The 12,537-nt window shown below is 69.0% G+C and carries 14 protein-coding genes; 6 read left to right on the top strand and 8 right to left on the bottom strand.

Features of this window, described 5'->3' with window-relative positions; translation table 11 throughout:
* The first annotated feature begins 19 nt into the window (after positions 1–19).
* Together A6745_RS22480 and A6745_RS22475 are read left to right on the top strand one after the other, a co-directional pair.
* Positions 20–931 (top strand): DMT family transporter, encoded by a 912-nt coding sequence (locus tag A6745_RS22480; RefSeq protein ID WP_066132175.1) that lies wholly within the window; start codon positions 20–22, stop codon positions 929–931.
* On the top strand, positions 928–1,587 hold the full coding sequence (locus A6745_RS22475) for a LysE family translocator (protein ID WP_066132172.1): 660 nt from the start codon (positions 928–930) through the stop codon (positions 1,585–1,587). Before A6745_RS22480 ends, A6745_RS22475 begins: the two co-directional genes overlap by 4 nt.
* A gap of 125 nt (positions 1,588–1,712) precedes the next feature.
* Here A6745_RS22475 and A6745_RS22470 read toward each other — a convergent pair whose 3' ends face one another.
* Positions 1,713–2,405, bottom strand: a complete 693-nt coding sequence (locus A6745_RS22470; RefSeq protein WP_066132169.1) for an LrgB family protein — start codon at positions 2,403–2,405, stop codon at positions 1,713–1,715.
* A complete protein-coding gene (locus A6745_RS22465; RefSeq protein ID WP_066132167.1) occupies positions 2,395–2,802 on the bottom strand; it encodes a CidA/LrgA family protein in 408 nt (135 codons plus the stop codon). The genes A6745_RS22470 and A6745_RS22465 overlap by 11 nt, the downstream gene beginning before the upstream one ends.
* A 115-nt stretch (positions 2,803–2,917) precedes the next feature.
* Here A6745_RS22465 and A6745_RS22460 point away from each other — a divergent pair, with 115 nt between their 5' ends.
* Positions 2,918–3,805 carry a LysR family transcriptional regulator gene (locus tag A6745_RS22460; RefSeq protein WP_066132164.1) on the top strand — a complete coding sequence of 296 codons (888 nt, stop codon included), beginning with the start codon at positions 2,918–2,920 and terminating at the stop codon, positions 3,803–3,805.
* 138 nt (positions 3,806–3,943) lie between these two features.
* Positions 3,944–4,849 (top strand): alpha/beta hydrolase, encoded by a 906-nt coding sequence (locus A6745_RS22455; protein ID WP_407922749.1) that lies wholly within the window; start codon positions 3,944–3,946, stop codon positions 4,847–4,849.
* A gap of 67 nt (positions 4,850–4,916) precedes the next feature.
* Here A6745_RS22455 and A6745_RS22450 read toward each other — a convergent pair whose 3' ends face one another.
* Positions 4,917–5,360 (bottom strand): multidrug/biocide efflux PACE transporter, encoded by a 444-nt coding sequence (locus tag A6745_RS22450; RefSeq protein ID WP_066132160.1) that lies wholly within the window; start codon positions 5,358–5,360, stop codon positions 4,917–4,919.
* 44 nt (positions 5,361–5,404) lie between these two features.
* Positions 5,405–6,283: a ChbG/HpnK family deacetylase gene (locus tag A6745_RS22445; RefSeq protein ID WP_082853235.1), complete on the bottom strand. Its 879-nt coding sequence runs from the start codon at positions 6,281–6,283 to the stop codon at positions 5,405–5,407.
* Positions 6,284–6,295: 12 nt separating this feature from the next.
* Here A6745_RS22445 and A6745_RS22440 point away from each other — a divergent pair, with 12 nt between their 5' ends.
* Positions 6,296–6,691, top strand: a complete 396-nt coding sequence (locus A6745_RS22440) for a GtrA family protein (RefSeq protein ID WP_156513499.1) — start codon at positions 6,296–6,298, stop codon at positions 6,689–6,691.
* On the opposite strand, the gene A6745_RS22435 is transcribed toward A6745_RS22440, so the two are convergent.
* The 3 genes from A6745_RS22435 to A6745_RS22425 form a co-directional block, all read right to left on the bottom strand.
* Complete coding sequence (locus tag A6745_RS22435; RefSeq protein WP_066132157.1) at positions 6,615–8,246, bottom strand: ArnT family glycosyltransferase; 1,632 nt, start codon at positions 8,244–8,246, stop codon at positions 6,615–6,617. The genes A6745_RS22440 and A6745_RS22435 overlap by 77 nt on opposite strands.
* On the bottom strand, positions 8,243–9,301 hold the full coding sequence (locus A6745_RS22430; protein WP_066132363.1) for a glycosyltransferase family 2 protein: 1,059 nt from the start codon (positions 9,299–9,301) through the stop codon (positions 8,243–8,245). The genes A6745_RS22435 and A6745_RS22430 overlap by 4 nt, the downstream gene beginning before the upstream one ends.
* An 82-nt stretch (positions 9,302–9,383) precedes the next feature.
* Entirely contained in the window at positions 9,384–9,833 is a 450-nt protein-coding gene (locus tag A6745_RS22425) for a MarR family winged helix-turn-helix transcriptional regulator (RefSeq protein ID WP_066132154.1), read from the bottom strand.
* A gap of 119 nt (positions 9,834–9,952) precedes the next feature.
* On the opposite strand from A6745_RS22425, the gene A6745_RS22420 reads away from it, so the two are divergent.
* Entirely contained in the window at positions 9,953–11,482 is a 1,530-nt protein-coding gene (locus A6745_RS22420; protein ID WP_066132151.1) for a DHA2 family efflux MFS transporter permease subunit, read from the top strand.
* Positions 11,483–11,523: 41 nt separating this feature from the next.
* Here the strand turns inward: A6745_RS22420 and A6745_RS22415 are convergent, their stop codons facing one another.
* On the bottom strand, positions 11,524–12,513 hold the full coding sequence (locus tag A6745_RS22415; RefSeq protein ID WP_066132147.1) for a Bug family tripartite tricarboxylate transporter substrate binding protein: 990 nt from the start codon (positions 12,511–12,513) through the stop codon (positions 11,524–11,526).
* Positions 12,514–12,537 lie beyond the last annotated feature (24 nt).

The raw sequence follows: 12,537 nt of genomic DNA, 5'->3' as shown, positions 1-12,537 counted from the left end.
GGCTTTTCTGGAACCCCGCATGGCACGCTCTTCCGCCGTCCCCCTTTCACCTTCCTCCGCCCCGCCCGTCTGGGAAGGCTATGGCTACGGCCTGCTGGGCGTGGTCGTCTTCAGCCTGACGCTGCCCATGACGCGCGTGGCCGTCGCCGAACTGTCCCCGCTGCTGATCGGCCTGGGCCGCGCGCTGGTGGCCGCCATTCCCGCCATTGCGCTGCTGGTCCTGACGCGCAGCCGTGTGCCCGACCGCCGCGAATGGTCCGGCGTGATCCTGGCCGCCATCGGCATCGTGGCGGGCTGGCCCCTGGCGTCGACGCTGGCCATGCAGACCGTGCCCTCGTCGCATGGCGCGGTGGTCAATGGCCTGCTGCCGCTGTCGACGGCGGCCTTCGCGGTGTGGCGCAGCGGCGAACGGCCCTCGCCGCGCTTCTGGCTGTGGGCGCTGGCCGGCGCCGCCCTGGTGACGGCCTATGCGCTGCGCCAGGGCCACGGCGAGCTGCAGGCGGCAGACCTGTGGCTGCTGCTGGCCGTGCTGCTGGGCGGCATGGGCTATGCCGAAGGCGCACGGGCCTCGCGCACGCTGGGCGGCTGGCGCACCATCTGCTGGGCCCTGGCGATCAGCGCCCCGGTGCTGGCGCTGCCCGTGGGCTGGATGGCCCTGGAGGCCGCCATGCCCTCGCGGGAAGCCCTGTTCGCCTGCGCCTACCTGGCGTTCGGCTCGATGTTCCTGGGTTTCTTCGCCTGGTATCGCGGCCTGGCGGTGGGCGGCATCGCCCGCGTGGGACAGATCCAGTTGCTGCAGCCCTTCCTGACCGTGCTGGCCGCCGCCCTGGTGTTCGGCGAAAGCGTGGACCCCGGTACATTCGTCTTTGCCGTGGCCGTGATCGCGATCATCGCGGGCGGCCGCCGCGCCCTGGTGGGAGGTTCGCGATGAACGGCATCGATACCCTGAGCCAATTGCCCCTGGCCTCGCTGTCCCTGCTGGGCCCCCTGGCCCTGTTCGCCCTGGTCTCGTCCATCACGCCGGGCCCCAACAACGTGATGCTGGCCTCGTCCGGCCTGACCTTCGGCTTTCGCCGCAGCGTGCCGCACATGATGGGCGTGAATATCGGCTTCTCGCTGATGGTGCTGCTGGTGGGCCTGGGCCTGGGCGCCGTCTTCCAGCAGGCGCCGGTGCTGTACGACATCCTGAAATACGCCGGCACCGCCTACCTGCTGTACCTGGCCTGGAAGATCGCCAACTCCGGCCCGCTGGAAACCGGCGAGGCGCGCGGCAAGCCCTTCACCTTCATGCAGGCGGCCCTGTTCCAGTGGGTCAATCCCAAGGCCTGGGTGATGTCGGTGGGCATCATCGCCACCTACACTCCGCAGGTCGGCTTCTTCGGCAACCTGATCATCGCCTCGCTCGTCTGCTGCGCCGTCAACCTGCCCGCCATCAGCGTCTGGGTGCTGTTCGGCAGCGGCCTGCGCCGCTGGCTGCACCGCCCGAACGCGATCAAGGCGTTCAACCTGGGGATGGCCATCCTGCTGGTGGCGTCGCTGTATCCGGTGGCATGGGAACTGGTGCGGATGCTGACGACCCAACGCTGACGCCACCCCTCACCTCGACCATGCGGACGCTGCTGGATGGGCGGACGCGATCATGGCACTGCGTTGAATCAGCCAGGACCCGCAGCAAGAAGCGCCTACCGCATCGACAACGCAGGCCACGCCCCCTAAGCCATCAGCCAATAGACCACCGCCGGCGTCACGAACACATTGAACAGCCCGGCCAGCACCATCACCAACCCGGCCACCGCGCCCTCTTCCGCCGCGAACTCCCGCGCCTTCGCCGTGCCGGCGCCATGCGCTCCCATCCCGAATAGCGCGCCGCGCGCCAGGGAAGACCGCAACGGCAGCCACGTGCGCAACCATCCTCCCATCACCGTGCCCAGCACACCCGTGACGATCACGAACACCGCCGTCAGGTCGGGCTTGCCGCCCACATGCGAAGACACCGACATCGCGAACGGCGTGGCGATCGAACGCGGCAGCAGGCTCAGGCGCATGTCGGCCGGCAGATGGAGCAAGGTACCCAGCAGCCAGGCGCTGACGCCCGCGATCAGGCTGCCCGCCATCACCCCCGCCACCAGCAGCGGCCAATAGCGGCGGATCAGCGCCCGCTGCTCGTACAACGGCAGCGCGAAGGCCACCAGCACCGGACCCAGCATCGACATCAGCCAGTGCGAGCCCGACATATATCCCGTGTAGCCCGCCTGCAACAGGATCGCCAGCGCCAGCAGGATCGCGGGAGCCATCACGAGGGTGGACGTCCACCATGCCGGCATGCGGCGGTACGACCAGCGCGCCACCAGATAGGCCGCCACTGTGGCCAGCGGCCAGAAGACCAGGTCGAATTCAGGCCGCACGGCGATGCATCCAGCGATAGCACAGGTCGATCGTGATGGCCGTGCCCGCCATCACCAGCAGCGTGCCCAGCGCGATGACCGCCAGCAGCTTCAGGCCCAGCACGCCCAGGAACTCCCGGTGGTCCAGCACCGACATCACCGCGGGCACGAAGAACAGCAGCATCTCGGCCAGCAGCCAACTGGCGCCCAGGCGCACCGCGCGGATCGGCAGGCGTCCGCTGGCCAGCAGCGCCAGCACCATCAGCAGGCCCAGCACGCCGCCGGGCACCGGCAGGCCGGACCAGCCTGCCAGTGCCTGCCCCGCCAGGGCAAACAGCACGATGAGCGCGATCTGCAGCAGGCGGCTGCGGCGCAGGGCGAGACGGAAAGGCAGGAGAGACGAACGACGGCAGGCCATGATGACACCAGGAAGCAGGTATCCTTTGTACGCCTGGGGGAGTCATAGATAAAATGAATTCTATGAATCCCCAAAATTCCATTCTGGAATAGACAGGAAAAGGAGACCCGTCCCGATGGAGCTACGCCCACTGCGCGCCCTGGTCGAAGTCGTGCGCCAGGGGGGGTTCTCGCAAGCCGCTCGCGCCGTCTACGCCACGCAACCCACGGTCAGCAAGGCCATCCGCCAGTTGGAGGACGAACTGGGCATGGTGCTGCTGGACCGCCAGGCGCAGCCGCCCAAGCTGACGCAGGCCGGCGAGATCGTCTACCGCCGCGCGGTGTCGATGCTGGCGGAGCGGGACGACCTGCGGGCCGAACTGGACGACCTGCGTGGCCTGAAACGCGGCACGCTGCGACTGGGCCTGCCGCCCCTGGGCAGCGCTTCCCTGTTCGCCCCGATGTTCGCGCGCTTTCGCAGCCGCTATCCGGCCATCGAGATCAGCCTGGTCGAGCGCGGCAGCCGCCGGCTGGAAGAAATGGTGATGGCGGGCGAACTGGAGCTGGCCGCCTCGCTCACGCCCGTTCCCGCCGACTGCGAATGGCAGCCGGTGGCGCGAGAACCCCTGCTGGCGCTGCTTTCGCCCGATCACGAACACGCGCGCGCCAAGCGCGTCAGCCTTCGCGACTTGCAAGACTCGCCGTTCATCCTGTTCGAGAGCGGATTCGCGCTGAACCAGATCCTGGACCAGGCCTGCCTGCGCGCGGGTTTCACGCCGTCGACCGTGGCGCGCAGCGGACAGATCGACTTCATCATCGCGCTGGTGGCCGCCGGCCTGGGGGTGGCCTTCCTGCCGCGCATGGAAGTCACCGCGCGGCGCCGGGCCGGCGTGCGGTGCGTGCCCCTGGAGGACGAAGGCACCGACTGGGAGATCGGACTGATCTGGCGGCGCGGCAGCCATCTGTCCCCAGCCGCGCAAGCCTGGCTGCAACTGACACGGCAGGCCAGGCCGCAGGCGGCTTGACGCCGGGCCATGCGAACCGGCCGGCCCAAGCGCGGCGGCCTTCGGCGACCGGCATCACGGTCCCTGGCCCGGGATTGTCCTGACCCGGTTACAGGGAACCCTGGCCGCGCGGGACAGTCCGAGATTTCCATGCCCCCCCTGCTTCGCCTGCCACCGCGCCGTCTCGTTGCCGCCGCCGTCCTGGTCGCGGCGGGCGCCATCGGCTGTACGCAACTGGACGCCTGGCAGCGTTCAGCGATCTTCTCCCCGCAGGCCGAGCAACGCCATTGGTGGCGCGAGCCCCAGGCCGGCACCGAGGTCTACGACCTGACGCTGCCCAACGGCGACAAGGTCAATGCCTGGTACTGGCAGGCCCCGCAGGCCGATGCGCCCACGGTGCTGTACCTGCACGGCGCGCGCTGGAACCTGAATGGCGGCGCGTTCCGCATCGACGCCTGGACGCGCCTGGGCTATTCCGTGCTGGCCATCGACTACCGGGGTTTCGGCGCCTCCACGGCGCTGCTGCCGTCGGAAAGCACGGCCGGCGAGGACGCCGCGGCCGCCCTGGCGGAGCTGGCGCGGCGCCAGCCCGATCCGGCCCGCCGCATCGTGTACGGCCACAGCCTGGGCGGCGCCATCGCCATCGGCCTGGCCGCGCGGCGCGACCGCCCCGCCTTCGCCGGCCTGGTGGTCGAATCCAGTTTCACCAGCGTGGCCGCCATGCTGGGCACGATGCGCTGGGGCTGGCTGCCGGGCGCCAGCCTACTGGTGACGCAGCCTTTCGCTTCGGTCGACAAGCTGGGCGGGCTGACGTTGCCGGTGCTGTTCCTGCACGGCACCGCGGATGCCGTCGTGCCGCACACCATGAGCGACGAGCTTTATGCCGCCGCGCGCAGCGTGCCGCCCGGCCTGAAGCGCCTGGTGAAGATAGAAGGCGCCGCGCACTCCAACGCGATACGCAGCGGCGAGGTCTACGACGATGCCGTGCGCGGCTTCATCCGCGATGCGGGCCACGCGTATCGTCCGCCCGCGCTGAGGGCGGGCTCTGGCGCCAAGGAATCTTGATTCCGGCTGGCCGGATGGGTGTCCGGTGCCGCGATCCGGCCTTGGCCGCCACGGCGGCCCGGCGGGCTCAGGCCTCGCCCCGCGCGGGGCGCCCCCACCAGCGGGCCCGCAGCCGGTCGTAGGCCAGGTTGTAGAAAAACGCATACGGCAGGTAGAACGCCAGCAGGCCGATATCCAGCAACAGCGCCTGCCACAGCCCGATGCCCAGCCACAACGCCGCCAGCGGCACGACGATCAGCACCAGCCCGCCCTCGAAACCGACGGCGTGCAGCACGCGCACCGGCACGCTGCGGCGCAGGCCCCAGCGGCGCTCCATGCGTTCGAAGCCGGCGTTGTAGGCCATGTTCCAGAACAGCGCCACCAGGGCGATGGCGGCGGTCAGCAGGCCCATGTCCAGTACGGACTCGTGCATGGCCCAGGCCGCCACGGGCGCGCTCAGGACAATGGCGATGATCTCGAAGAAAAAGGCGTGCAGGAAACGCTCTTTCAGGGACTTGGCGGGTGACTTCATGGAGGTTTCCGGCCCATGGGGGCCGGCAGCTGCGCGTTGGGATGTCAGGACGCAGCGTGGACCATACCCGATTCGCGCACAGCGTGCCTGCGCAACGCGCCAAAACGCGAGATGTGGACCCCGTTGGCCGCCAGCCAGGTCGACAGCGCCGGCCGCGCCAGCACCTCGTACTCGGCGGCGCGCTGCGCCGACAGCCCATCCGGATAGGTCGCCGAGGGCGCCGCGGGATGGCACATCAGCAGGTCGCCATCGCGCGCCGCGCGCAGCCAGGCGTACAGGCGCTGCGAATAGGCAGGCGCGCCGCCGCTCAATCCATAGACGCCCAGCAAGCCATTGTTCTGCCGCCAGCCGCCTTCCCGGGCCTGGCGCCGCAAGGCGCGTGCGCCCAGCGCGCCGATGATGCGCGCCTTGAATACGTCCGCCGGGCGCTGGCCTTGCTGCGCGCCGGGCACGGTGCAGCGCAGCCAGGGCTGGCCATGCCCGTAGCGTTCGCGCAGCACGGCCAGCAGGCGCCGGCGCACCCCGGGCAATTGATGCACGTGCTGGTGGCCATCGACGTAGTCGGGCCCGCGGCCCACCGCCAGTTCGAACGCATCCAGTTGGCAGTGGATGGCGGCGTCGATCCACGACGCATCCAGCAGGCCGGTGTACGCGCTGGCGATCAGGCGCGGCAGGCTCAGCCCCAGGCTGCCTTCCATCGGCTCGGTCAGGTTCAGGTGCAGGCCCAGATCGACGCCGGCATCGCGCGCCGACGCGGCATGCGCCGCGAACGTGGGGCCCGTGGACAGGCAACTGACCGCGCTCAACCGGCCCATTTCCACCAGCTCCAGGATGCCCTCATCGACGGAGGAATTCATGCCAAAATCGTCGGCGCACACGATGATGCGCCGCATTTCGCCCATCTCGGGCCACAGATCGTCCATCAGTCCATTCTCATGTCCGCGCTTGCCAAACAGATCGCCTGGTTCATCGCCGTGGGTTGCGCCGCCGCGGCCACCCACTGGAGCGTGGCGATCGCCAGCGTCGAAGGACTGGGATTGCCACCATTGGGCGCCAACGCCGTCGGCTGGCTGGTCGCCTTCGTGGTGTCTTTCTACGGTCATTACCGCCTCACGTTCCGCCATGCCGCGACGCCCTGGATTGTGGCCGCGCGGCGTTTCTTTCTCATTTCGGCCTGCGGCTTCGCCTTGAACGAAGCCACGTACGCCTGGCTGCTGCACGCCACGCCGTTGCCGTACGACGTGCTGCTGGCCATCATCCTGCTGGGACTGGCGGGGCTGACGTTCCTGGCGAGCCGGCTGTGGGCGTTCCGCCGCAGACCGACTGCCTGAGATCCGGACCGCCTTCGAGCAGCCACACGCGGCGCCTGCCCTCGACGAACTGGGGATGCACGCCGGACAGTCCCGGATACGTGTTCTCGTCACCCAGTTCGCCCCAGACCCAGAAACGGGCGCCGGGCTGCGCGCTGCACAGGCGCTTGCGCAGCACCGGCGTGGTCACCAGGACTTCCTGGGCCACCTTGGGGTCGAACTCACCCGCGTCGTACAGCTCTTTGCGCCAGTTGTCGCGCTTGGCGATGTTGGGGCTGTCCCAATCGTCGACGACCCAGAACGGCGTCCTCGACTTCGTATAGAACCCCAGATCGAACGGATAAGCGTGCAGCGATACGGTGGTGTCGCCAGGCTGCATGCGAGCCGCGACCTGCGGCGCAATGGTCCAGGCGCTGCCGCGCGGCCGGCTGGCGGCGATGCTGACGGCCAGCACGCAGACCACCGCGGCCACCCCCAGGCTGACCACCACCAGGCGGCCCGGCGGCAGTTCGGACGTGGCGCGCTGGCGGGCATCACGCAGGACTTCGCCCACCAGGAACGCCAGCGGCGGCAGGGCCGGCAGGATGTAGCCCACCAGCTTGGACGCCGGCAGCGAGAAGAACACCAGCACCACGCCCAGCCAGACGGCCATCAGGCGGCGCAGGCCATCCGCATCGTCCGCGCACCAGAAGCGCCTGCGGAACATGCCGCCCGACCACAGCGACCAGGGCAGCGCCAGGCCGGCCAGCACGGGCAGGTAGAACCAGAACGGCTGGGCATTGTTGAAGCCCGCCTCGGCGAAGCGCTGGAAGTGCTGGTAGACGAAGAAGTAATGGAAGAAGCCGGGAAATCGCTGCTGCATCATCCAGAACCACGGCACGCCCACCACGGCGAACGCCACGATGGCCGGCGGCCACAGCAGCGCCAAAAAACCTCGGCCGTCGCGCCGCCACAGCAGCCAGAGGGCCAAGGCGCCGCCCGGCAGCACGATGCCGATCAGGCCCTTGGCCAGCACCGCCAGCGCCGCGAGCACCGCGGTCGCCACGGCCATGCTTCGCCAGGCGCGCCCATGGGCGCGCCGCAGCACCGTATCGGCGCCCGCCAGCACGCACAGGCTGATCATGCCGGCCACGGACATGTCCAGGTTGGCGAACTGCGCGCCGCCATAGAACAGCGGCGTCGTCGCCAGCACCAGCACGGCCAGGCGCGCGGCGGCCCCATCGCGGTAGCGGCGCACGAAGGCGTACATGGCGGCGATGGCGGCCCAGGCGATCAGCAGCGAGGGCAGGCGCGCGGCGATCTCGCTCAGGCCGAACACGCGCATCGACAGCGCGGCCAGCCAGTAGAACAGCGGCGGCTTGTGGAAGTACGGCATGCCGTCCAGCAGCGGCACGCTCAGGTCGCCGCTGCGCAGCATTTCCCACGCCACGCCGGCGTAGCGGCCTTCATCGGGCAGCGTCAGCGGACGCAGCCAGGCCAGGAACACCAGCCACACCGCGGCGGCCAGCAGGACGGGCACGGACGAGCCGCGCCAATGGCCGCGCAGGCGCGCGGCGAAATCCGGCGTCGAAGTCATTGCGTCCGCGCCGCCCGAGCCTGGCGGGCGCGGCCACGCCGCTGCCTGGCGATGAAGAGGGGACGTTCCTTCACTTCGTCGAAGATGCGGGCCACGTACTCGCCCATCACCCCCAGCGAAATCAGGTTGATGCCGGCGAAGAACAGCAGCGCCGTCACGATCGTGGTCCAGCCAGACACGGGGTTACCTTCCAGCAGGAAACTGCCGACCAGGAAGCAGCCGTAGCAGAAAGAGAAGAAGGCGAAGACCGCGCCGACCAGACTGGCCACGCGCAGCGGCCAGGTGGTGAAGGCCGTCAGGCCGTCGGCGGCCAGTCCGATCAGGCGCCACAGGTTGAAGCGGCTCTTGCCGTGATGGCGTTGCATCGGCGTGTACGGCAACGGCACGGCCTGGAAGCCGACCCAGGCGTAAAGCCCCTTCATGAAGCGGGTGCGCTCGGGCAAGGCGATCAGCGCCTCGACGACCTTGCGGTCCATCAGGCGGAAGTCACCGGCATGCGCGGGCACCTTCACGCCGCGCGTGCCATTGAGCATGCGGTAGAACACCCTCGCGCCGGCGCGCTTGACCCAGCCTTCGTCCTCGCGGTCGCGGCGCACGGCATAGACCATGTCGGCGCCGCCGCGCCAGCGTTCCAGCATCTGGGGAATCAGTTCGGGCGGATGCTGCATGTCCGCGTCCAGGCAGATCACGGCGTCGCCATCGGCGGCTTCCAGGCCCGCGGCCAGCGCGGCCTCCTTGCCGAAGTTGCGCGACAGCTGCACATAGCGCATGCCGTCCACGGCGCTCCAGTGCGCCATCAGGCCCGGGGTGGCGTCGGTGCTGCCATCGTCGACCACGATGATCTCCCAGCCGGCGCAATGACGCTCCAGCAGCGCCCGCAGCGTGGGCAGGATGATGGTCAGGTTCTCGTACTCGTTCAGGCAGGGAATGATGCAGGTGACGGTCCCGCCGACCAGAAAACCGGATTCGGCCGCCGAGGGGCCGGCAAGGAGAGCCGAGTCATCGGCCTGCCCGGCTACCGGCCAGGCGGCCGGGTTTCTTTCGAGCGGGTTCATGGCACGCACCACATACATAGATCAGGAGTGGCGCAGTATGCGGAGCGATTCGTCGAATTTTCGTTGAATCGTTATCAACGATTTATATCTGCTGGGGCGCCCCCGAGCCCAGATTTCCTCGCACTTTTCGCAGTAATGCGACCAGTGTGGCGCGCTCGTCGGCGCTCAGCCCGTCCATCGCCATGGCGGTGACGTCGTCCCCCAGCAGCAGGGCGTCGTCCAGCACGGACTGCGCCTTTTCCGTGATCCGCACGTGGAAAGCGCGGCGGTCGTTCGGGTCCTGGATGCGCACCACCCAGCCGCCCTCCTGCATGCGGTCGAGCATGCGTGCCACCGTCATGGGCGTGACGTCGAGCAGCTCGGCCAGCTTGGCCTGGTTCATCTGGCCATAGGTGGACAGGTACAACGCCACGCGGCATTGCGCGCGGCTCAGTTCGATCTTCTGGCGGGCGTGGCGGTCGAACTGCACGCCCAGCAGCCTGGCGATGTCGGAGATCAGGAAGCCGAAGCGGTCTTCGTAGGGTGTGGGCATTGCCGGACGGATGAGTTGCGTGCCGGCATTGTCTCGCATCCGGCGGGAGGGAAGGGCGCGGCATTCGGCATTTAGTAAGCCTGCTTATCATAAGGTGGCACATCAACTGCCTGCCCATCATGACCCCCACTCACGCGCCCGTCAACCGCGGCATGATCACGCTGTCGATCATGCTGGCCACGCTCATGCAGACCCTGGACAGCACCATCGCCAACGTGGCGCTGCCGCACATGCAGGGCACCCTGTCCGCGTCGCAGGACGAGATCAGCTGGGTGCTGACGTCCTACATCGTGGCCGCCGCCATCGCCACGCCGCTGACGGGCTGGCTGACCGGGCGCCATGGCATGACACGCGTGCTGGCCGTGGCGATCGGCGGCTTCACCATCGCCTCGGCCCTGTGCGGACTGGCGGAAACGCTGGGCCAGATCGTGGCCGCGCGGCTCTTGCAGGGCGTGTTCGGCGCCTCGCTGGTGCCCTTGTCGCAATCCATCCTGCTCAACATCAACCCCCGCGAGAAGCAGCCGCAGGCCATGGCGATCTGGGGCATGGGCGTGATGGTCGGCCCCATCCTGGGCCCGACGCTGGGCGGCTGGCTGACCGACAGCTACAACTGGCGCTGGGTGTTCTTCATCAATCTGCCCATCGGCGCCTTCGCGCTGTTCGGCGTGCTGAAGTACCTGCCCAAGGCCCGCGAGGCCGCGGCCAAGTCGCTGGACTTCTTCGGCTTCATCACGCTGTCCCTGGCCATCGGCGCCCTGCAGGCCATGCTGGACCGCGGGCAGCAGAAAGACTGGTTCGGCTCGATGGAGATCCGCATCGAGGCCATCGTGTGCCTGGTCAGCCTGGTGTTCTTCGTCATCCACACGGCCACGGTGGGCAAGCGCTCGTTCTTCCGCTACGAACTGCTGAAGGACCGCAACTTCGTCACCGGCACCTGTTTCATCTTCGTGATCGGCGCGGTGATGTATGCCACGCGCGCGTTGCTGCCGCCCATGCTGGAGGGCCTGATGGGCTATCCCGTGGCCACCACGGGTCTGGTCACCGCGCCCAGCGGGCTGGGCACCATGGTCGCCATGCTGCTCGCCGGGCGCCTGGTGGCAAGGTTGGAAGTCCGCGGCATGCTGCTGGCGGGCTTTCTCATCTCGGCGTACGCGCTCTACCAGATGATGGGCTACACCCTGGTGCTGTCGCAGTCCGACATCGTGTGGCCGGGCGTCATCCAGGGCGCGGGATTGGGGCTGGTGTTCGTGCCGCTGTCGGCCGTCACCTTCGCCACGCTGCCCGCCGAACTGCGCGCGGACGGCACGGCCATCTACAGCCTGGTGCGCAACATCGGCAGCAGCATCGGCATCTCGGTGGTGCAGACGCTGGTGACGCGCAACACGCAGATCGCCCATGCCTCGCTGGCCGAACACGTGACGGCCGGCGATACCGGGTGGAGCCGGTATTTCGATCTGACCACGCAGGCCGGGCTGGAGTCGCTGAACCAGCTGATCACGCAACAGGCGTCGATGATCGCCTACGTGGATGCGTTCAAGATGATGTTCGTGGCCACGCTGTGCGTGGCGCCGCTGATCGTGCTGATCCGCGCGCGGCGCGCCGGCAAGGATGACGACGAGGGCGGCGCGCCGCACGTGGCGATGGATTGAGCGCGGCGCGGGCGGGCCGCCAAGGCCCGCCTCCCGTGCGCTCAGCCTTCCGGCTGGATCTTTGCCTGGCGGATCACGTCGGCATACTTCCGCCGTTCGGCGCGCCCGAAGTCGGCATAGCGTTGCCGGCTGCCGCCGCCATCTTCCGCGCCGACCTGCGCCAGGCGTTCGACCACATCGGGCATGGCCAGGATCTTCACGATGTCGGCATTCATGCGGTCGGCCATCGGCGCCGGCACGCCCGCCGGCCCGTCCACGGCGAACCAGATGCTGGCCTCGAAGCCCTCGTAGCCCTGCTCGGCCACGGTGGGCACGCCGGGATGCGACGGCGAACGCGTGGCCAGCGTCTGCGCCAGCGCCAGCGCCTTGCCGGACTTGATCAGCGGCGTGGCGGTGGTCATGCCCTCGAAGGCGTAGTGCACGTGACCGCCCATCAGGTCCGTCATCAACGGCGCCGAGCCCTTGTACGGCACGTGCAGCACGTCGATGCCGGCGCGCGCCTTGAAGACCTCCAGCGCCAGATGCTGCGCGGACCCCGTGCCCGCCGACCCGAAGATGATCTTGCCGGGCTGGCGCTTGCACAGCGCCACCAGCTCGGGCAGCGTCTTGGCCGGCTGGTCTACGTTGCCGACCAGGATGGTGGGCGTCTTGCCGATCAGCGCGATGGGCGTGAAGTCCTTCTCCACCGAATAGCCCAGCTTGGGCTGCAGGCCGGGCGCGATGCCGTGGCTGTTGATGTGCGTCAGCAGCAGCGTATTGCCGTCGCCCGCCTGCTTGGCGACGTGGTCGGCGCCGATCACGCCGGCCGCGCCCGCGCGGTTCTCGACGATCACCGGGATGCCCCATTCGGCGCCCAGCTTCCGCGCCAGCAGGCGGGCCAGCACGTCGGTGCCCCCGCCCGCGGGAAAGCCCACCACGATACGGACCGGGCCGGAGGGAAGCGTGCCCTGCTGCGCGCGCGCGGCGGGCGCGCCGAAGGCGGCCAGGGCCGCCGTGCCCGCGGCCGTGGCGAGGAACTGTCTGCGTTGCATGTGTTGTCTCCTGTGCGCCCCATG

It is taken from the genome of Bordetella ansorpii (genome assembly GCF_900078705.1).
Lineage (GTDB): Bacteria > Pseudomonadota > Gammaproteobacteria > Burkholderiales > Burkholderiaceae_B > Bordetella > Bordetella ansorpii_A.
Note: the sequence above shows the minus strand (reverse complement) of the source record. Positions and strands in the feature narration are given on the sequence as shown.